Consider the following 20,885-nt stretch of genomic DNA (forward strand, 5'->3'; position numbering starts at 1 on the left):
CATCGGATCGCTGCTCGATGCTTTCAGTCCCGCAGAATGCCGCAAATATCTCATCAATTCCGGATACGGATCAATCTGATGTCATCCGACTCTAGCTGGCCGCGCCACCCAGCGCCTTGATCAGGGCGATACTGGCGCGCATCCGGTTGGTATCCACGGCCAGCAGCGCACGCTGCGCCTCCAGCGCGTCGGTCTGGGCCGTCACGACCTCCAGATAATCGGATGCGCCATCGCGATAGCGGCTATAGGCGATCTTGCTGGTCCGCTCGGCAGCCTGCGCCGCGTCGCGCTGATCCACCGACTGGGCGGCGAGATGACGCCCGGCCGCGATCGCGTCCTCGGCCTGACGGAAGGCGCTCAGCACCGCGTCCCGGTAGCTGGCCGATAACTCGTCATATTCCGCCCGTGACATCTTCACCTGCGCGTTGCGCCGTCCGCCGTCGAACAACGTTACCAATGCCGAAAGCGGCCCCAAGCCCCAGAAGCTGTTCGGACTACGCAACAGGTCGCCGCGCGTCGTTTCCCAGCCACCGGTCAGCCCCAGCGTCAGCGAAGGGAAATAGGCAGCCTTCGCCACGCCGATGCGGGCATTGGCCGCATAGATGCGCCGTTCGGCCGCTGCGATGTCCGGGCGGCGCTGCAACAATTCGGACGGCGTGCCGGTCGGCACCGCAGGTATGGGAAGAAGATCATCCTGCGGCGCGATCGAGAAATCGGATGCGACGGCGCCAACCAGCGCAGCGATCTCATGCTCGGTCGCGGCCCGTTCATTCGCGACAGCGGAGATTTGCGCCCGCGCATTGCTGAGCGCCGTCTTCGATCGGTTGACGTCCATGCCCGATGCGATGCCGCCCTTATGCCGGGTCGCGGTCAGGCCATAGGCGCGGTCGAACGCCACGACGCTCTGCCGCAGCAACGCGGCCTGCGCATCGAAGCCGCGCAGGCGGGCATAGGCGTCGGCCACCGCTGCCTGAAGGCTGAGACGGGCAGAAGCCAGATCCTGCTCGCTCGCCTGCGCCTCCGCACCGGCGGCCTTCACGCTATTGCGGATGCGCCCCCACAGATCGATTTCATAGTCGAGCGATGCGCCGACCACATAGTCATTATAAGTGACGGCGCTGCCATTGCCCTGAAACCGGTTGCCCGACACGCGACGACGCCCCGCATCGGCACCGGCGCCGACCGTGGGCAGCAGGTCCGCCCCCTCGATCCGGGCGGCCGCCCGCGCCTGATCATAGCGGGCCAGTGCAGCAGCCAAAGTCGGGCTGGCCTTTTCCGCGCGAGCCTCCAGATCATTGAGGACGGGGTCGCCAAAGGCTTCCCACCAGGCGCCACGCGGGGCGGCGTCCATCGGCTGGGCGGCGGTCCAGCCGGCTACTTCCTTGAACGCAGCGGGCGCCGCGGCTTCGGGCGGATGATAGTCGGGCGCCATCGAACAGGCGGCCAACAGCATCGGCGACAGAGCAATAAAGCGGCGATCAACGCCCATGCGCAGCGCCCTTCCCGGCGGCGGCGGTCTGGACCTGCACCTTGTCACCGGTGCGGATCGCGTCGGGCGGCGTGTCGACGATCCGGTCCTGCGCCGTGATGCCGGTCGAAATCTGGACGGTCGACCCTTCATCCCGTGCGATCGTTACAGGCTTCACGGTCACGCGGCCGTCACTGCTGACTATGGCGACTGTCGGCCCGTCATTGCCATAGAGGATGGCGCTGCCCGGCAGGGTCAGCGCATTGCCCTGGCCCGCCCCGACCTGGAACTTGACCTGCGCGAAGGCGCCGGGCTTCAATGCGCCATCGGGATTGGGGGCCTGCAACTGCACCAGCACCGCGCCCGATTGCGGATCGACCGCATTGGCGCTGCTGGTCATGGTCGCGGTAAAGCTGCGCCCCGGATATTCAGGCAGCGTCAGCGTGGCGGTGTTGCCCGGCTTCACGGCAGCCGAATAGCCCTGCGGCACGCGCACATAGATGCGCACGCGGTGGATGTCGGATACGGTGAAGAGCGGCTGGGCGCTGGCATTGCCAGCAACGACCAGCGCACCGATCTGCGCCGACCGGCTGGTCACGACGCCATCGAACGGCGCGGACAGACGGGTAAAGCCCTGCAACGCCTTCAACCGCTTCACATTGGCAAGCGCGGCATTGGACACGGCCACCCGCGCGGCCAGATCGCCAGCCTTCTCGTCCACTTCCTGCTGCGAAACCGCATCTTCCTTCAGCATCGCCGACCAACGCTTCGACGTGGTTGCAGCCAGCCGCTGATTGGCGAGGGCAGTCTGATAATCGGCCTGTGCCGCCGCCAGTTGTTGGTCGACATCGGGCGCATCGAGAATGGCGAGCGGCTGTCCGGCGCTCACCCGGTCGCCGATATCGGCCAGCCAGCGGCGGACATAGCCATTGGTCCGGGCATTGATGGCGGCGCTGTTGAATGCCTGGACATTGCCCGGCAGCACCAGCACATTGCCCTCCGCATCCGCCTTGGGCGACACGATCGTCACATTGGGCAAAGCAGAGTCGGCAGCGGTCTGGCGCAATTCCTCGGTCGCGCTGATCCGGGAGGCGACACCCACGCCGACGACCGCAACGGCCAGAATAGCGGCGCCGATGCCTACGCGCTTCAGGGTGCGGCTATCCGGCCCTGCGGCGGCCGGGTTCTCGATAGTGGCTTCATGCTCAGACATGGCTTGGCTGCATTTCCGTTTTGGGGGCCTTCTGGCCATGTTTCCGGTGGACAAGGGCGAAGACGGTGGGAACGAAGAAGAGAGTGGCGATGGTCGCGCAGATCAGGCCGCCGATGACCGCGCGGCCCAGCGGGGCATTTTGTTCGCCGCCCTCGCCCAGCCCCAGCGCCATCGGACCCATGCCGATGATCATGGCCAGCGCCGTCATCAGAACGGGGCGGAAGCGGACCATGCCGGCCTCCAGCGCCGCCTTGGTCCCGTCACCCAGTTCGGCGAGCCGTTCGCGCGCGAAGCTGACGACAAGAATCGAGTTGGCGGTTGCCACGCCCATGCACATGATCGCACCGGTCAGGGCTGGCACCGACAAAGTGGTGCCGGTTATGAACAATATCCAGATGATGCCGGCGAGCGCGGCGGGGAGCGCGGTGATGATGACGAACGGATCGACCCAGCTCTGGAAATTGACCACGATCAGCAGGTAGATCAGCACGACCGCCCCGACCAGACCGAAGCCCAGACCGGAAAAGGCGGTGTTCATCGTCGCATATTGGCCACGGATGGTGACCGTCGCGCCCTTGGGCAGCTCCTTCGACAAAGACTGGATCGCTGCGTCGACATCGGCGGCGACCGCGCCCAGGTCACGCCCGCTGGTGGTGGCGAAGACGTCGAGCACCGGCGCCAGATTATAATGTGATACCACCGGGAAAGTGTTGGAACGAACGATCGACGCCAGACCACCCAGCGGCTGGACCGATGTGGCGTTCGCGCCCGATACCGGCACATTGGACAGGTCGCTGATCGATCCGACCAGATATTCGGGCGCCTGCGCAACCACCGGATATTGGATGCCATTTTCCGGATTGACGAAGAAAACGGGCGCCGTCTGCGACGTACCGGCCAGCTGGCTGGCAAGACTGGTGGTGACATCCCGTTCGGTCAGGCCATATTGGCCGACACGCGACCGGTCGACATCGACGTCCAACTGGGGCGACCGACCGGGCTGCTGAATGCGCGCATCGGCCAGACCGGGAATGATCGCCATCTTGGCCAGCAGCTTTTGCGCATAGACCCGGTTGGCCTCGGCATTCTTGCCCGCGACCTGGACGTCGATCGGCGCGGGTGCACCGAAGTTCAGAATCTGACTGGTGATATCCGCCGGCAGGAAGGAGAATGTCGTACCGGTGAAGCGGCGCGGCAGTTCCCGCCGCAACAGGTTGACCAGTTCGTCGGTCGGACGATGGCCCTTGTTGAGCGAAATCAGCATGTCGCCATCCTGCGGGCCGACCGTGCCGCTATTATTATAGATGGTGTTGATGGCGCTGACCGGCAGACCGATATTGTCGGTGATCGAACCCAGCTCGGCAGCCGGGACCAGGGTGCGCACCTCTCGGCCGATCCGGTCGAAGCGGGCCGCCGTATCCTCGATCCGCGAACCGGCGGGCACGCGGATATGCATGGCGATCTGACCGGAATCGACCGAAGGAAAGAAATTGCTCCCCAGCATCGGTAGCAAGCCGAAGGACAAAAGGACGATCGCCATGAACCCGATCAGGAACGGCTTGCGCGCGCCCAGAGCGCGGTGGAGCAGCCCGATATAGCCGGTGCGGATCTTTTCGAAATGGCGCTCGAACCCGCGCTGGAAACGGACAAGGATATTATGCGACCCGGCCGTGCCAGCCAGATGGGCGTCGCCATGTTCGACATGGGGCTTGAGCAGATACATCGCCATCGTCGGCACCAAGGTACGCGACAGGATGAAAGACGCGATCATCGCGAACACGACCGACAGCGCCATCGGCACGAACAGATAGCCCGCAACGCCTGGCAGGAAGAACATCGGCACGAAGACGATGCAGATGCACAGCAGCGAGACGAAGGCCGGCGTCACGATCTGCGCCGCACCGTCCAGGATCGACTCGACGACGCCCTTGCCCTGTTCCAGATGCCAGTTGATATTTTCGATCGTCACCGTGGCGTCGTCGACCAGGATGCCCACCGCCAGCGCCAGACCGCCCAGCGTCATCACGTTCAGCGTCTGGCCGAACAGCGCCAGCGCGGCGATCGCCGCCAGGATCGCCAGAGGGATAGACAGGGCGATGATGACCGTGGAGCGCCAGCTTCCCAGAAACAGCAGGATCATCAGCGACGTCAGTGCCGCCGCGATCGCGCCCTCATGGATCACGCCTTCGACCGCGCCCTTCACGAAGATCGACTGGTCGCCGATCGGCAGGATTTTCAGGCTGTCCGGCAGCGTCGCGCTGATCTTGGGCAGCGCCGCCTTCACGCCGTCCACGATCGACAGGGTGGAGGTCGAGCCGTTTTTGAGCACGGTCAGCAGCGCCGAACGACTGCCTTCCACATGGACGATATTGGTCTGCGGGCCGCTGCCGTCACGGACATAGGCCACGTCGCGCATATAAATGGTCGCGCCGTTCACCACCTTCACCGGCAGATCGTTCAGCGCTTCGATCGAGGTCGGCGCATTATTCAGGCGGACGCTATATTGGGTCGCTCCGACCTTCACGAATCCGGCGGGGTTGATCTGATTCTGCGCGGCGATAGCGTTACCGACATCCTGCGCCGACAGCCCCTTCGACTGGAGCGCCATGGGATTGAGGTCGATCTGCACCTGACGCTGCTTGCCGCCCGACGGGAACGGCATGGCCAGACCGGGAATAGTGATCAGCGGCGGACGCACCTGATTCTGGCCCAGATCGAACAATTGCTGTTCCGATAACCCCTTGCCGGACAAGGCAAGTTGCAGGATCGGCACGGTCGACGCGCTATAGTTCAGGATCAGCGGGGGCGTGATGCCCGGCGGCATCTGGCGCAGCACGGTCTGCGAGATGGACGTCACCTGCGCGGTGGCCGTACGGATGTCGGCGCCGGGCTGGAAATAGATTTTGATGATGCCAAAGCCCTGGATCGACTGGCTTTCGATATGCTCGATATCGTTGACCGTCGTCGTCAGCACGCGCTCATAAGGGCTGACGATACGTCCGGACATATCCTCCGGCGACAGGCCCGCATATTGGAAAGACACCGCAATCACGGGAATGCGAATGTTGGGGAACATGTCGACCGGCGTGCGAACAGCCGCAAGCAACCCCACGATGGCGATCAAAATCGCCATAACGATAAACGTCAAAGGACGATTCAGGGCAACTTTGACAATACCGATCATCCACGACTCCGGGTCACAACGGCCTGACCGCCGATGCTGTAAGAACTGACGCCTCTCCAGAAGGGATGCGCCACGGTATCGCAACCACCCCGGCGGATAAAGCCGCTTATTACGGCTTTACGAGAATAGAATGTGACGACGACCCGCGGCCGGCAGGCAGCGGCGTTCGGGGGCAGATCGCGCGCGGCCTTCGGCACAGCGACGGGTCGCCGCCACATCTGGTTTCGCCATGCAACCTAGAATCTTCCGCGTCTAATATATAATATGGCTTCATCGATATCCTGGACGAATTGATTCATGGACCTGCGTCATCTGCGTTATTTCCTCTGCGTGTCCGAAGAGATGCATTTCGGCCGCGCCGCGCAAAGGCTGGGCATCTCCCAGCCACCGCTCAGTCAGCAAATTCGCGCATTGGAGGAGGAATTGGGCGTGCGCCTGTTCGAACGCACCAGTCGTCGCGTGACCCTGACCGAGGTGGGGCGGATGTTCGCCCCGGAAGCGCGGGCGACACTCGAACGGGCCGAACACGCGATTCGAACCGCCCGATTGGCGCAACAAGGTGCGATCGGCCGACTGGCGGTCGGTTTCACGTCATCGGGGCCGTTCGTGCCCCGCGTCGCGCGAACCCTTTATGATTTTCGGCAGGCCTATCCCGATGTCGAACTCACGCTGCGCGAACTTGGCCGGGACGACCAGATCGAAGAAGTGGCGCGCCGACGGCTCGACATCGGCATCATCCGCAGCTTCGACCGGCCGAACCTGCCTGACGGGCTCGCCGCGATGATGCTGGAAGAGGAGGACATGCGGCTGGCGGTCCGGCAGGATCATCCTTTCGCAGCCCAGGCCAATGATCCGGCCATCATCGATCTTCAGGGCGAGCCGATGGTCTTCTACAGCGCGGCCAACGGCGCTGGCTTCAACGAACATTTCTTCGCTTTATGTCGGGAAGCCGGCTTTGAACCGCATGTCGTCCAGGAAGCCGGCAGCCTGGCCACGCTGCTGGGGCTGGTCGCCGCCGGTTTCGGCGCGACCATATTGGCCCATTCGCTGACCCGCCTGCATGTCGACAATCTGGTCTATCGTCCCCTTGCCGCGCCGGTTACGAGCCGCCTCTGGCTCATCCATCGCGACGACCTGTCCCCGACATCACAGGCGTTTCGAGATATCATTCTGACGGGGAGCGATCCATCCTAAGGAGGGGCAACTTGCCCCTCCTGTGCCCATCAGGCCGCTACCTGCTCGGCGATCAGCGACAGGACGGTCGCCGCATGCTCTTTCCGGCAGATCAGCAGGTCGGGCAGATAGACGTCGCTCTGATTATAGATGAGAGGCGACCCATCGATCCGCGAACAATGCAGACCATGGGCCAGCGCCACGGCAACGGGCGCCATGCTGTCCCATTCATACTGACCGCCACTATGCAAATAAATGTCGGCCTGCCCCAATATGACCGCCATCGCCTTCGCCCCGGCGCTGCCCATCGGAACAAGTTCCGCGCCCAGCGCCTGCGCGACAGCAAGGGCTTCCTTGGCCGGGCGCGTGCGACTGACCACCATGCGCAGCGGCGCGGGCGGCGGCGGCACGTCATGGGGCTGGTCGGACCGCAGTACGATCCCGCCTGCCAGCCCGGGCAGAGCCACCGCGCCAACCACCGCTTCGCCATCGATCGCCATGCCGACATGCACCGCCCAGTCGGACCGCGCTTCGCCATATTCGCGCGTGCCGTCGACAGGATCGACGATCCACACCCGGCTTTTGGCCAGTCGGTCAGCATTGTCCTTCTCTTCCTCGGACAGCAGCCCATCCTCGCCCCGCACTTCGCGCAGGGCATGGCACAGGAATTGGTTGGCGGTCTGGTCGCCCGCCTTGCCCAATGCCTTGGGGCTGAAGATGCCGCTTTCGCGCACATCCACCAGGATGCGGCCCGCAATTTCCGCCAGATGGGCGGCGAGATCGGCGTCGCTCATCGCCTTGACGTCGACGGGCACGCTCATGGGATCAACCGGGCGACGATGGCGTCGGCCGCTTCCTCGGCGGTCATCGCGGTGGTGTCCACGCGGATTTCCGGATCGTGCGGCGGCTCATAGGGGCTGTCGATGCCGGTGAAGTTCTTCAGTTCCCCCGACCGCGCCTTCTTGTACAGGCCCTTGACGTCGCGCGCCTCCGCCTCCGCCAACGGCGTATCGATATGCACTTCAATGAACTCGCCGGGCTGCATCATCTGCCGCACCATGTCGCGCTCCGACCGGAAGGGCGAGATGAAGGCCGTGATCACGATCAGGCCCGCATCGGTCATCAGCTTGGCAACCTCACCCACGCGGCGGATATTCTCCACCCGGTCGGCGTCGGTGAAGCCCAGATCCTTGTTCAGGCCATGGCGCACATTGTCCCCGTCCAGCAGGAAGGTGTGCCGGTTCATCCGGGCCAGTTTCTTCTCGACCAGATTGGCGATGGTCGACTTGCCGGCACCCGACAGACCGGTGAACCACAGCACCGCCGGCTTCTGGTTCTTGAGGGCGGCATGGAATTCCCGGCTGACATCGGTTGCCTGCCAATGGACATTCTGCGCCCGACGGAGCGAGAAGTGCAGCATCCCCGCCGCCACCGTCGCGTTGGTGATCTTGTCGATCAGGATGAAGCCGCCCAGCGTCCGGTTCTGCGCATAGGGTTCGAACACGATCGGCTTGTCGGTCGACAAGTTTGCGACACCAATGGCGTTGAGGTCCAGCGTCTTGGCCGCCAGATGCTCCATCGTGTTGACGTTGACTTGATATTTGGGCTGCTGCACCGTCGCGGAAACGGTCTGCGTGCCGACCTTGAGCCAATAAGCACGGCCGGGCAGCATTTCCTCGTCCGCCATCCAGACGATCGTCGCTTCGAACTGGTCGGCGACCTGCGGCGGGCTGTCAGCAGCCGCGATCACGTCCCCGCGCGAGCAATCGACTTCATCGGCGAAGCAGATCGTCACCGACTGGCCAGCGACCGCCTGATCCAGATCGCCATCCAGCGTGACCACGCGCGTCACCACACTGGTCTTGCCCGAAGGCAGGACACGCACGGCGTCACCGGGCTTCACCGTGCCGGTCGCAATCTGGCCGGAGAAGCCGCGAAAATCGAGATTGGGGCGATTGACCCACTGCACCGCCATGCGGAAGGGCTTTTCCGCATCGGTCGCGCTGTTGACCTCGACCGTTTCCAGATGTTCGATCAGCGCCGGTCCCTGATACCAGGGCGTATTGTCCGACGGACCGGTGATATTGTCGCCCTTGAAACCGGAAATCGGGATCGGGGTGAAGGCCTGAATGCCGATCGACTGGGCGAAGGCGCTGTAATCCTTCAGAATTTCATCGTAGACGGCCTGATCATAGCCGACCAGATCCATCTTGTTGATCGCCAGCACGATATTCTTGATGCCGATCAGATGCGCCACATAGCTGTGGCGGCGGGTCTGGGTCAGCACGCCCTTGCGCGCGTCGATCAGGATGACGGCCAGATCGGCCGTCGAGGCGCCCGTCACCATATTGCGGGTATATTGTTCGTGACCGGGCGTGTCGGCGACGATGAACTTGCGCTTTTCGGTGGCGAAGAAGCGATAGGCGACATCGATGGTGATGCCCTGTTCACGCTCGGCGGCCAAACCGTCGACCAGCAGAGCGAAGTCGATTTCCTGCCCCTGCGTGCCGACGCGCTTGCTGTCGGCTTCCAGCGCGGCAAGCTGATCCTCGAAGATCATCTTGCTGTCATAGAGAAGGCGGCCGATCAGCGTCGACTTGCCGTCATCCACCGACCCGCAGGTGATGAAGCGCAGCATCGTCTTATGCTCATGCACCTTGAGATACTGATCGATATCTTCCGCGATCAGGGCGTCGGTCTTGTAGATGGGGTCTGCAATGACTTCGGTCATGTTATCTGTCCCGTCATCCCAGCAAAGGCTGGTATCTCGTTGATCTGGAGGAAAGGTTCGGCCCGGAGGCACGAGGCCCCGGCTTTCGCCGGGGTTGACGCTTCGGAATGCTGTGCATTCCGTGGCGCGTCAAAAATAGCCTTCCTGCTTCTTCTTCTCCATGCCGGCGCCGCCCGCATCCTTGTCGATCGCGCGCCCCTGCCGCTCGCTGGTGGTTGTCAGCAGCGTTTCCTGAATCACTTCGGGCAGCGTCTTTGCCTCGCTCTCGACAGCGCCGGTGAGCGGATAGCAGCCCAGCGTGCGGAAACGGATCGAACGCATCACCGGCTCTTCGCCGGGTTGCAGCGGGAAGCGCTCGTCATCGACCATCAGCAACATGCCATCGCGCTCCACCGTCGGGCGCTGGTCCGCGAAATAGAGCGGCACGATCGGCACGTCGTTCAGATGGATATATTGCCAGATATCCAACTCGGTCCAGTTGCTGATCGGGAAGACGCGGATGCTCTCACCCTTGTTCTTGCGGGCGTTATAGAGGTTCCACAATTCCGGGCGCTGGTTCTTCGGGTCCCAGCCATGCGAGGCTGTTCGGAAGGAGAAGATGCGCTCCTTGGCGCGGCTCTTTTCCTCGTCCCGCCGTGCGCCACCGAAAGCCGCGTCGAAGCCGTACAGGTTGAGCGCCTGCTTCAGCCCTTCCGTCTTCCACATGTCGGTATGCAGCGCGCCATGGTCGAACGGGTTGATCCCCCGCTCCTTGGCTTCCGGGTTTTGATAGACCAGCAATTCCATGCCGCTATCGCGCGCCATCTTGTCGCGCAATTCGTACATGGCCTTGAACTTCCATGTCGTATCGACATGCAGCAGAGGAAAGGGCGGCGGCGAAGGATAGAAGGCCTTGCGCGCAAGATGCAGCATCACCGCGCTGTCCTTGCCCACGGAATAGAGCATCACCGGCTTTTCCGCTTCCGCCACAACTTCACGCATGATGTGGATGGCTTCTGCTTCCAGCCGTTCCAGATGCGTCAGACTATTTGCGGCGGTCGCCATCAACGAATCCCTTTCTCTCGGTCGTCCGGTATGGACATTGATACAGGCATGACATTCCCGCGAACCTCCCATATGGGAGGGTCATGCAACTCACCAGCGCCGACGAAACAGACCTGCTCATGCCGCTCTATGCCGGTGTGCATGATCAGAGCCGGTGGCAATCCTTTCTGGCACGCCTGCAACGTCGTACTGGCGCGGACCATGCCGCTCTGATCCTGGGCCGGAATGATGCCCCCATGGATCAGGCGACGGAAATATCGTCCGGCCGCAATTTGCGGGACGAGGCAGGGAAACTCGGCTTGGCCCGTCACTATGCAGCGGAGCGCCTGCCTTACCGAACCTTGCGACCCGGCCGCGTCTACGGGGCGGCCGAACTTGTTCTGCATGATACGGCGATGCGAACCGCCCATCAGCATTTCAACGAACAACTGGGCGTCAGCGACCGCCGAGTCATTCGCATCAGGGATCAGGAAGGCGCTAGCGCCTGGCTTAGCCTGGCGCGCAATGATCATGGCTTTTCGGCCAGCGATGGCGCCCTGCTGATCGCGGTCGCGCCGCATGTCGCGGTCGCGCTGCGCAATTTCGTCCAGACGGAAGGTCTGCGCATTCAGGCGACCATGGCCCAGCATGCGCTGGCGCGGGGCAGTATCGGCTGGATCGCCTTCGATCGAGAAGCCCGCATCATTGCGCGCGACGAGACGATGGCCGCGCTGCTGCCGATCACCACCGATGAAAGATTGCGTACCGACAGGGTGGAAACGCGGCAGATGCTGCTGCACATGGCGGCAGAGGCAGCGAATAACCCCTATGTTGCGCCCCGCGTCGTGACGCTGCTCGACACGCCGCATCTCGACGCGGTGCTGGTTCCCCTGCCAGACAGTCCCGCCATCGCGCTGGCGACGCCGGTATTGCTGGCACTCTGCCACCTGTTCCCGCAACCGGGCGAAGGCCGCGCCGCGCTGCTGGCCGACCTGTTCGACCTGTCCCGGCGAGAAGCGGAACTGGCGCTGGCGATCAGCGACGGCCTGTCGATCGCCGAAGCCGCAGCACTGCTGGGCCTGACTCAGGAAACTGCGCGCAACTATTCGAAACGCATCTATGCCAGGATGGGCGTGCGCGGACAGGCCGAACTGGTACGCCGGATATTACTGAGCAGCGCCCTGCTAGGCTGAGGGGACCGGCGCACGCGGATCGATCAACGCTTCGTCCTTCAGCGCCTGCCAGAAAGCCGCCGGAATCGCCTGCCCCATCAGGTCCAGCGCGGATTGCAGATGCCGCACCGATCCGATGCCCGGTATCACCGTCGCGACCGCCGGATGAGCGAGCGGAAATTGCAGCGCCGCCGCACCAAGCGCGATGCCGAAATCGGCGCAGATATCCTCCATCCGCCCGACACGCGCGACGATATCGGCCGGCGCTGGCCCATAATCATAATGGACCGCGCCGCCATGGCGGACGCCCTGCGCCAATATGCCCGAGTTGAACGGTCCCCCCAATATGATGCGCACGTCCTTCTTCACGCACAGTGGCAGCAGGCTGTCGAGCGGCCCTTGTTCCAGCAAGGTATAGCGTCCCGCCAGCAGGATCAGGTCGATATCGGCGCGGGCCATCACCTCCTCGCACACGGCGATTTCGTTGACGCCCAGCCCGATCGCGCCGACCGCGCCCGCCGCGCGCAATTCGATGAGCGCCCGAAAACCGCCGTCCATTAATTCGCGTATCCGCGCCGCATGGGCATCGCCATGGGCAAAGCGGCCGATATCATGGACGTAGAGGATATCGATGCGATCCCTTCGCAAGCGCTGTCGACTCGCTTCATAGGAGCGCATCACCGCGTCATAGCTATAATCGAAGACGCTCTGATAAGGCTCCGGCGACACGAACCCCTGCCGCTGCTGCGACAGGTCGGCGTCCGGCACGGAATCGAGCCGCCGCCCGACCTTGGTGGACAAGATCGCCTGGCCCTGCGGAACGAGATCGGCCAGCGCTGCGCCCAGCCGCTTTTCGCTGAGGCCGAAACCATAATGGGGCGCCGTATCGAAATAGCGTAGCCCGGCATCCCAGGCCGCCTCGACAACGGCTCGTGCATCTGCGTCGGGGATAGCGCGATAGAGATTGCCGATCGCCGCCGCGCCAAAGCCCAGCTTGTCGAAATTTAGCGTCATGCCACCGCCTCCAGACCATAAAAGGCGCGCGCCGCCCCCTCGAACAGGCGCGCACGGCCATCCGCATCCAGATCGCCCGCCAGCCGCAGCGCATCGTTTACCCAGTCGCCATAGCTGTCACCCACATGCAGCAGCACCGGCCAGTCGCTGCCCCACATCACCCGATCGCCAAAGCAGGACAGGATATGCGCGACATAGGGCGCCAGCGCCTGCGCCGACTGTCCCTGCGCCTGTTCGGTGCGCAGGCCCGACAATTTGCACCAGATATTGGGATAGCGGGCGAGCACCGCCATCTGCTCCCGCCAGGGATCGAGGATCAGGTCGGCAGCGAAGGGCTTTGCGCCATGGTCGATCACGATCGGCAGGTCCGGCCAGCGTTCGGCAAGGCGCGCAATGACCGGCAGATGGCGCGGCTGGATCAGCGCGTCGAACCGCAGGCCATGGTCGATCATCGCCCCGATCGCCGGGGAGAGAGTATCGCGCAAAATCCAGTCGCTGTCCTCGATCCCCTGAAGCATCGGCCGCAGCCCGACAAATTTGGGCCGCGCCGCCAGCCGGGCAATCCGCGCGGGCGCATCCGCGGCCTCCAATGCGACCCAGCCGACCACGCCCAGCACCAGCGGATCGTCCGCCACCAGATCGAGCATCCAGTCGGTATCGCGATCGTCGGGCTGCGACTGGACCAATATCGTACCCGCCATATCCAGCCCCTGCGTCGCCACGCGGAGGTCATCGGGCAGGAAATCGCGATATAGCAAAGGCCAGTCCGCATCGGGCCAGACCTGCCCCGGACCACCGATCCGCCAGAAATGCTGATGGGCATCCAGAATGCGGGTCAAAATCCGGGCCGAAATCGGGGCCAAAATCGGGGGTCGCGTCATGCGCCGTCCTCGTGCATGTTCGCCTTTGCCTCTCGCATCATCCTCTTACCTTGTCATTCCAACAAACATACGACATCATACAACATGAACGACGGCTGTCCATGCCGCTCCGTCACATGCCATAAGAAAGGACGTCTATAATGAAATTGTGCCGCATCGGGGAAGCCGGTCAGGAGCGCCCGGCCCTGGTCGATGCCGACGGTCGCCTGCGTGACCTGTCCGCCCATATTGCCGATCTGGATGGCGCGGCGATTGGACCGGAAGGCCTTGCCCGCCTCGCCGCGATCGACGTCGACAGCCTGCCCGTGGTCGAAGGCCCGGTCCGCTATGGCCCGCCCGTCACCGGCACGCGCCAGTTCGTCGCGATCGGCCTCAACTATGCCGATCATGCAGCCGAATCCAACCTGCCCATCCCGGCGGAACCGGTTGTCTTCAACAAATGGGTCAGTTGCATTCAGGGGCCGAACGACCCGGTGATCGTGCCCAGGGACTCGCTCAAGACCGACTGGGAAGTCGAACTGGGTGTCATCATCGGCAGCGCCGCGCATAATGTCAGCGAAGCCGACGCCCTGTCCCATGTCGCGGGCTATTGCGTGATCAACGATGTGTCGGAACGCGCATGGCAGACCGAACGCGGCGCGACGTGGGACAAGGGCAAGGGCTTCCCGACCTTCGGACCCGTCGGTCCCTGGCTGGTGACCAGTGACGAAGTGGGCGATCCGCAGGCCCTGTCCATGTGGCTGAACGTCAATGGTGAGCGCAAGCAGGACGGCAGCACGAAGACGATGATCTTCACCGTCGAACAGATCGTCGCCTATGTCAGCCAGTTCATGACGCTGCTGCCCGGCGACATCATCACCACCGGCACGCCGCCCGGCGTCGGCCTGGGGCAGAAGCCCGAGCCCTGGTATCTCAAGGCGGGCGACGTCGTCGCGCTGGGCATCGAGAAGCTGGGCGAACAGCAGCAGAGCTTCATCGCCGCCAATTGACAGGCTCCCGTCATCCTGCTTAAACATCATACATATTATCAAATATGGAGCAGGAAGATGGGGCGCCTCTCAGGCAAGACGGCATTGGTGACGGCGGCGGGGCAGGGTATAGGCCGCGCCACCGTCGAGGCTTTCGTCCGGGAAGGCGCGCGCGTCATCGCGACCGACGTGCGCGCCGACGCCCTGACCGGACTGGACGGGGCGGAAGCGAAGGCGCTGGACGTCACCGATCCCGCCGCAGTGCAGGCCATTGCGGCGGATCATCCCGATCTCGACATTCTCTATAATTGCGCCGGCCGGGTGCATGCGGGCACCATCCTTGACTGTGACGAGGATGAGTGGAGTTTTTCCAACAGCCTGAACGTCACTGCCCAATATCGCATGATCCGCGCCGTGCTGCCAGGCATGATCGCGCGCGGCGGCGGATCGATCATCAACATGTCGTCCATCTGCTCCAGCATCAAGGCGGTGCCCAACCGCTTCGCCTATGGCGCGACCAAGGCGGCGGTGATCGGCCTGACAAAATCGGTCGCGGTCGATTTCGTGACCAAGGGCATACGCTGCAACGCCATCTGCCCCGGCACGGTCGAGACGCCTTCGCTGATCCAGCGGCTCCACGACACCGGCGATTTCGAGAAGGCCTATGCGGAGTTCACCGCGCGCCAGGCGATGGGCCGCTTCGGCCGGGTCGAGGAACTGGCCGCGCTGGCCGTCTATCTGGCATCGGACGAGTCCGCCTTCACCACGGGCACGGTCAATGTGATCGATGGCGGCTGGGTCAACTAAGCCGCATCAGCGCCGGCAAGAGCGCGCGAAAAGGAGAGGATGGATGAAACTGAGCTGGTGCATGGCATTGGCGGCTATGGCGCCGACAATGGCCCTCGCGCAGGAGGGGCCAGTGACGGTCCATGTGTCGCCCGCGGGCGATGACAAGGCGCCCGGCACGAAGGCCCGGCCCGTGCGGTCACTCACCCGCGCGCAGGCGCTGGTGCGGCAGAATAATGCGAAGCGCGACGTCGCCGTCATTCTGGCCGACGGCACCTACAGCCTCGACGCCCCTCTCCTCTTCCGCCGTGCCGACGGCGGCCTCAACGGCCATGCTGTCACTTGGCGCGCGGCGGAGGGCGCCCATCCGGTCCTGTCCGGCGGACTGGTGGTGAGCGGCTTCAAACCCTATGATGCCGACCGTCGCCTCTATGTCGCGGACGTGCCCAAAGGGATCGATGCGCGCCAGCTCTGGGTCGATGATGCATTGGCGGAGCGGCCATGGATCGAGATCCGCGCTGCGGACGTCGCCTTCAACGCCGCCGGCTTCGACATCAGTAATCCCGACCTGCAATGGCTGTCCACACTCCAGCATCCCGAACGGCTGGAATTGCAGGCGACCGGCTTCTTCACCGACCGCGTTTCCCCGGTAAAGGCGATCGCCGGCAATCGCGTCACCATGACGCAACCGGCATGGGACAATAATAGCTGGGGCTATGACACGATCACCAAACCCATCTTTCCGGACGACAGCCGGCTGTTTCTGGTCAATGCGCTGGAATTTATCGGCAAGACCAACGAATGGCATGGCAAGCCCTATCAGTGGGTGATCGATCCGAAGGCGGGCAAGCTCTATCTGCGCATGGGTCTGGACGAGGATATCGCGCAGCGCCGCGTCGTCCTGCCGCGCCTCGAAACATTGGTGTCGATCAGCGGCACGCCTGACGCCCCGGTCGAACGGCTGCGGTTCGAAGGGCTGCGCTTCTCCCACAGCAGCTGGCTCGGCCCATCGCGTCCCACCGGCTATGCCAATCAGCAGAGCGGTTCCTTCCTGTTCGAAACCTCACCCATCCGCCCGGCCGATGCGTGGACAACATGCGGCTGGGGCTGCGTCGAATTTGAATCGATGCGCCAGAAATGGAATCAGATGCCCGCCGCTGTGCAGCTTTCCGCCGCGCGCGATATCGTCTTCGAAAAGAATCAATTCTCGCAACTGGGACAGATCGGCCTTGGCATCGGCAATGACGCCAATGCCAATCTGTCGGGCGTGGGCCTCGCCACCAGCAATATCCGCGTTGCGCGCAACCGCTTTTCGGTCCTGTCGGGCAGCGCGATCATGGCGGGCGGCATCCGGGTGGAGGCGCATCATCCTGACAATGCGGCACTCATCAATCGCGACATTGCGATCGAGGACAATATCGTCGCCACCGTATCGCAGGATTATAAGGATAATGCCGCGATCCTGACCACCTATGTCAGCGGCGCGCGCATCGTCCATAACGACATCAGTGATGCGCCCTATGACGGGATCGCCGTGGGTTGGGGCTGGGGCTATAATGACGCCGGCGGCAATCCCAATTATGACGAGAATGCCAAGGGCTATGTCCACAACGTCAAATATACCACGGCCACGACGCTGCGCGACACGCTGGTCGAGGGCAACCGCATCCATGGTGTGAAAAGCTGGTTCATGGATGGCGGCGCGATCTACAATCTGTCCGCCAATCCGAACGCGATCGTGCGCGGCAACCATATTTTCGACATTGGCGACAAGATCGGCCTCTATCTGGACGAAGGCTCCAAACATTTTCGCGTGACCGGCAATGTGATCGAGACACGCGGCAAATGGCTGAATATCAACACCGCCGGGAAAATGTATCAGCGTCGCATCTCGACCGACAATAGCGCGACCGGCAACTGGCACAACTCCGCCACCACCGGCGGCCGCTGGCTGGAGGAGATCGGAAACGTCGCACGCGACAATATGTTGCTGCCCAATCGCGACTGGCCGGCCGAGGCGCAAAAGGTGATCGATGAAGCGGGGGTGCGGCCATGAGCTCGATCAAACGCCGCACGCTGCTCAAGGGCGCAGGCGCGCTCGCCGGCCTGCCCGCCTTTGCCGCAAAGGCGCAGGAGGGCGGCGACCTGCGCATCACCGATCTGCGCGCAGAAGGTCTGGTCGATCCGATCGGCCTCGATCAGCAGGATATACGCCTGTCCTGGCGGCTGGAGAGCCGCGACCGCGCCGTTCGCCAGACCCGTTGCGAAGTGCAGGCTGCGAGCAGCCGCGCGCTGCTGGAGGCGGGCACGCCCGACCTGTGGCATGCGGGCGAAGTGCTGACCGACAAGAGCATGGACATGGGCTGGCTCGGCGCGCCGCTTCAATCGCGCCAGCGTGTCTGGTGGCGCGTGCTGGTGCGTGACGATCGCGGCGTGCGCGCGACCAGTCCGATCGCCAGTTTCGAGATGGGTTTGCTCGACCCCGCTGACTGGCAGGCGCAATGGATCGAGGCGCAGACTGATCTGGAGCGCGCCGACCGCGCAGCCGGGTTGCACTGGATGCGCGGGGACCGGCCCGCCGACAAATCCCCGCGCCAGTTCCGCCTGTCCTTCGATCTGGAGAAGGCGGGTGACGTCACGCTCTTTTCCATCGGCAATTTCCGGGCGCCGCGTGTCTGGCTCGACGGCGAACCCGTCGCCCTCCCTGCCCCCGGCCCGCACCGCTTCGGCGCGGAGCCGATCGCGCAGACGCAACACAGTCTGTCCGCCGGCCGCCATGTCGTGGCGATCGAGGTCACTGACCCAGCCGGATTCGACGAACCGCGCATGCACGAAATCGCTGCCGCGCTGATGATCCGCGCGGGCGACCGCCGCATCACCAGCGAAGGGATGCGGACGGCAACGCACCCGCCTGAAGGCTGGCAGGCAGTCGCCTTCAACGACGCGGCATGGGCGAAGGCAGAGCGCTCCGCCAGCCAGCCGCAAGCATGGCCGCGCGCAGGCGCCTATATGCTGCGCCGCGACTTCAGCCTGAAGCGCCCCGTCCGTCAGGCGCGGCTGCGCATGACCGCGCTGGGCGCCTATATCGCGCAGATCAACGGCCAGCGCGTCGGCGACACACAGCTTGCCCCCGAAAGCAGCGACTTCCGTCAGACGGCGCTGCTGCGCACCTACGACGTTACCGCCCTGCTCCGCCCCGGCGCGAATGCGATCGGTGCGCTGCTGGGCGAAGGCTGGTATGGCAGCTATCACGCCCCCGCCGGCCGCTATGCCTTTGGCCCGCCGCCGCTGCGCCTGTTCGCGCAACTGGAGGTCGAACATGACGACGGTAGCCTGTCGATCGTCGCCACGGACGACAAATGGCAACTCCAGACCGACACGCCGATCACCCAGGCGGAAATCTATTATGGCGAGGATTATGACGCGCGGCGCGAACAGCCCGGCTGGTCCAGCCCCGACTTCCGCGCGACGGGATGGACGCCCGCACGCATCGGCCGGACGCCGCCCTGCCGCCTGCGCGCCCATGTCGCCCCGCCGATCCGCGCGATCGAGCGACGTCAGGCGGTCAGCATCCGCAGCTTCGACGGCGATCGCCACGTCATCGATTTCGGCCAGAATTTCGCAGGCTGGGCGGAACTGAAGGCCAAGGGCGCGGCGGGCCAGACCGTGTCGCTGCGCTTCGCCGAAATCCTGCATCCCGACGGCACCATCGACGCTGCCAACCTGCGCGCCGCCCGCGCATCATGCCTCTACACCTTCCGGGGCGATCCGGCAGGCGAAAGCTATCAACCGCATTTCACCTATTTCGGCTTCCGCTATGTCGAAGTGAGCGGCCTTGGCCGCGCGCCGACCACCGACGAAGTCACCGGCATCGTCCTGTCGAGCGCTCTGCCCGAAAGTGGCAAGCCGCTGGTCGAAAACCGCATCATCCAGGGCCTGTGGCAGAATAGCCGCTGGAGCCAGCGCTCCAACTTCTTTGGCGTGCCGACCGACTGCCCACAGCGCGACGAGCGGCTGGGCTGGACCGGCGATGCGCAGGTCTTCTGGGACGCCGCCGCCTTCACCATGGATGTCGGACCCTTCACCCATCGCTTCATGGGCGACCTGCGTGACGCGCAGGGGCCGCGCGGCGAGTTCCCCGATTATGCGCCGACCGGCTGGCGCGACCTGTCGCTGGGCGCCTCGCCGGGCTGGGCGGACGCGGGCATCATCCTGCCCTGGACGGTGTGGCAGCGCTATGGCGACACCGCGATCGTGGACCGCAACTGGGCGTCGATGACGCGCTATATGCGCTTCCTGTACGAGAACAACCCCGACCATATCTGGCGCAATCTGCGCGGCTATGACTATGGCGACTGGGTCGCACTCGACGCCAAGAAACCGAGTGACGAGACGACCCCCAAGGATCTGATCGCCACGGCCATGTGGAAATATGCGGCCGACGCGATGGCCGACATGGCGTTCGGATCGAAGCGCCAACCGGAAGGCGAGCGCTACCGCCAATTGTCGCGCGACCTCGCCACAGCCTTCGCCAAAGCCTTCGTGCGGGCGGATGGCAGCGTCGGCAACGGATCGCATTGCGGCTACATCCTCGCCCTGCGCTTCGGCCTCATCCCCGAACCGCTCCGCGCAACGGCGACGGCCAAACTAGCCGCCGACATCCGCAGACGCGGCACGCTCATCTCCACCGGCTTTCTCGGCACGCCCTACAGCCTCGACGCGCTGGCGGATCAGGGGCAGGAGGCGCTGGTCTACGACCTGCTGTTGCGCACCGCCTTCCCCTCCTGGGGCTATATGATCGCCAAAGGCGCGACAACGATCTGGGAACGGTGGAATGCCGACATGGTCGATTCCGCGATGAACAGCTATAATCATTATGCGCTCGGCGCGGTGGCGGGCTTCATCTTCCGCCGTGTCGCCGGGATCGACCCGACCTCGGCCGGCTTCCTGACATGGCGCTTCAACCCGGTGCTGGACACACGGCTGGAGCGCGGCGGCGCCAGCTATGACAGCGTGCTGGGACCGATCCGCACCGACTGGCGCAACCGGACCGATGGCTTTGCGGCACAGATCAGCGTACCGGCCAACAGCCGCGCCGAAATATGGCTACCCGCCGCCTCCGTCGATGCCATCCGTGAGGGCGGCCGAACGATCGACGCCGCGCCCGGCCTTCGCCCGATCGGCCCGCGCGGCGACCGCTTCATACTGGAAGCCGGATCGGGCGACTACAGCTTCACCGTCGCGCGCTGAAAACCCTATCCCCCCCGCTGGC

General features: G+C 64.0%; 14 protein-coding genes. 6 read left to right on the forward strand and 8 right to left on the reverse strand.

Annotation, left to right across the window (positions count from 1 at the left end; genetic code table 11):
* Nucleotides 1-91 precede the first annotated feature (91 nt).
* From BMX92_RS20095 to BMX92_RS20105, 3 genes are read right to left on the reverse strand one after another with little or no spacing between them, the layout of a single operon-like run.
* Nucleotides 92-1,489 (reverse strand): efflux transporter outer membrane subunit, encoded by a 1,398-nt coding sequence (locus BMX92_RS20095; protein ID WP_093019846.1) that lies wholly within the window; start codon nucleotides 1,487-1,489, stop codon nucleotides 92-94.
* Nucleotides 1,479-2,681, reverse strand: a complete 1,203-nt coding sequence (locus BMX92_RS20100) for an efflux RND transporter periplasmic adaptor subunit (protein ID WP_093019848.1) — start codon at nucleotides 2,679-2,681, stop codon at nucleotides 1,479-1,481. The genes BMX92_RS20095 and BMX92_RS20100 overlap by 11 nt, the downstream gene beginning before the upstream one ends.
* The gene (locus BMX92_RS20105) at nucleotides 2,674-5,865 is read right to left on the reverse strand and encodes an efflux RND transporter permease subunit (protein ID WP_093019850.1); all 3,192 of its coding nucleotides are present in this window, start codon (nucleotides 5,863-5,865) and stop codon (nucleotides 2,674-2,676) included. Before BMX92_RS20105 ends, BMX92_RS20100 begins: the two co-directional genes overlap by 8 nt.
* Nucleotides 5,866-6,162: 297 nt before the next feature.
* On the opposite strand from BMX92_RS20105, the gene BMX92_RS20110 reads away from it, so the two are divergent.
* Nucleotides 6,163-7,059 (forward strand): LysR substrate-binding domain-containing protein, encoded by an 897-nt coding sequence (locus BMX92_RS20110; RefSeq protein WP_093019852.1) that lies wholly within the window; start codon nucleotides 6,163-6,165, stop codon nucleotides 7,057-7,059.
* 29 nt (nucleotides 7,060-7,088) lie between these two features.
* On the opposite strand, the gene BMX92_RS20115 is transcribed toward BMX92_RS20110, so the two are convergent.
* The 3 genes from BMX92_RS20115 to cysD form a co-directional block, all read right to left on the reverse strand.
* Nucleotides 7,089-7,832, reverse strand: a complete 744-nt coding sequence (locus BMX92_RS20115) for a 3'(2'),5'-bisphosphate nucleotidase CysQ (protein WP_093019940.1) — start codon at nucleotides 7,830-7,832, stop codon at nucleotides 7,089-7,091.
* A gap of 23 nt (nucleotides 7,833-7,855) precedes the next feature.
* A complete protein-coding gene (cysN, locus tag BMX92_RS20120; RefSeq protein ID WP_093019854.1) occupies nucleotides 7,856-9,769 on the reverse strand; it encodes a sulfate adenylyltransferase subunit CysN in 1,914 nt (637 codons plus the stop codon).
* A gap of 129 nt (nucleotides 9,770-9,898) precedes the next feature.
* The gene (gene cysD / locus BMX92_RS20125) at nucleotides 9,899-10,813 is read right to left on the reverse strand and encodes a sulfate adenylyltransferase subunit CysD (protein ID WP_093019856.1); all 915 of its coding nucleotides are present in this window, start codon (nucleotides 10,811-10,813) and stop codon (nucleotides 9,899-9,901) included.
* Between the two features lie 83 nt (nucleotides 10,814-10,896).
* Between cysD and BMX92_RS20130 the strand changes: the two genes are divergently transcribed.
* Entirely contained in the window at nucleotides 10,897-11,985 is a 1,089-nt protein-coding gene (locus tag BMX92_RS20130) for a helix-turn-helix transcriptional regulator (RefSeq protein ID WP_093019858.1), read from the forward strand.
* Here the strand turns inward: BMX92_RS20130 and BMX92_RS20135 are convergent.
* Nucleotides 11,977-12,978, reverse strand: coding sequence for an aldo/keto reductase (locus BMX92_RS20135; RefSeq protein ID WP_093019860.1), 1,002 nt, complete (start codon nucleotides 12,976-12,978; stop codon nucleotides 11,977-11,979). The two genes, BMX92_RS20130 and BMX92_RS20135, sit on opposite strands and share 9 nt — an antisense overlap.
* Entirely contained in the window at nucleotides 12,975-13,859 is an 885-nt protein-coding gene (locus BMX92_RS20140) for an amidohydrolase family protein (protein ID WP_093019862.1), read from the reverse strand. The genes BMX92_RS20135 and BMX92_RS20140 overlap by 4 nt, the downstream gene beginning before the upstream one ends.
* Before the next feature lie 140 nt (nucleotides 13,860-13,999).
* On the opposite strand from BMX92_RS20140, the gene BMX92_RS20145 reads away from it, so the two are divergent.
* Genes BMX92_RS20145 through BMX92_RS20160 form a run of 4 tightly spaced genes read left to right on the forward strand, consistent with a single transcriptional unit; the run spans nucleotide 14,000 to nucleotide 20,863 of the window.
* Nucleotides 14,000-14,848, forward strand: coding sequence for a fumarylacetoacetate hydrolase family protein (locus tag BMX92_RS20145; protein ID WP_093019864.1), 849 nt, complete (start codon nucleotides 14,000-14,002; stop codon nucleotides 14,846-14,848).
* Between the two features lie 57 nt (nucleotides 14,849-14,905).
* A complete protein-coding gene (locus BMX92_RS20150; protein ID WP_093019866.1) occupies nucleotides 14,906-15,634 on the forward strand; it encodes an SDR family oxidoreductase in 729 nt (242 codons plus the stop codon).
* Nucleotides 15,635-15,677: 43 nt separating this feature from the next.
* A complete protein-coding gene (locus BMX92_RS20155; RefSeq protein WP_093019868.1) occupies nucleotides 15,678-17,669 on the forward strand; it encodes a right-handed parallel beta-helix repeat-containing protein in 1,992 nt (663 codons plus the stop codon).
* A complete protein-coding gene (locus tag BMX92_RS20160; RefSeq protein WP_093019870.1) occupies nucleotides 17,666-20,863 on the forward strand; it encodes an alpha-L-rhamnosidase in 3,198 nt (1,065 codons plus the stop codon). The genes BMX92_RS20155 and BMX92_RS20160 overlap by 4 nt, the downstream gene beginning before the upstream one ends.
* Nucleotides 20,864-20,885: the final 22 nt, after the last annotated feature.

Source organism: Sphingobium sp. YR768 (assembly GCF_900111125.1).
Lineage (GTDB): Bacteria > Pseudomonadota > Alphaproteobacteria > Sphingomonadales > Sphingomonadaceae > Sphingobium.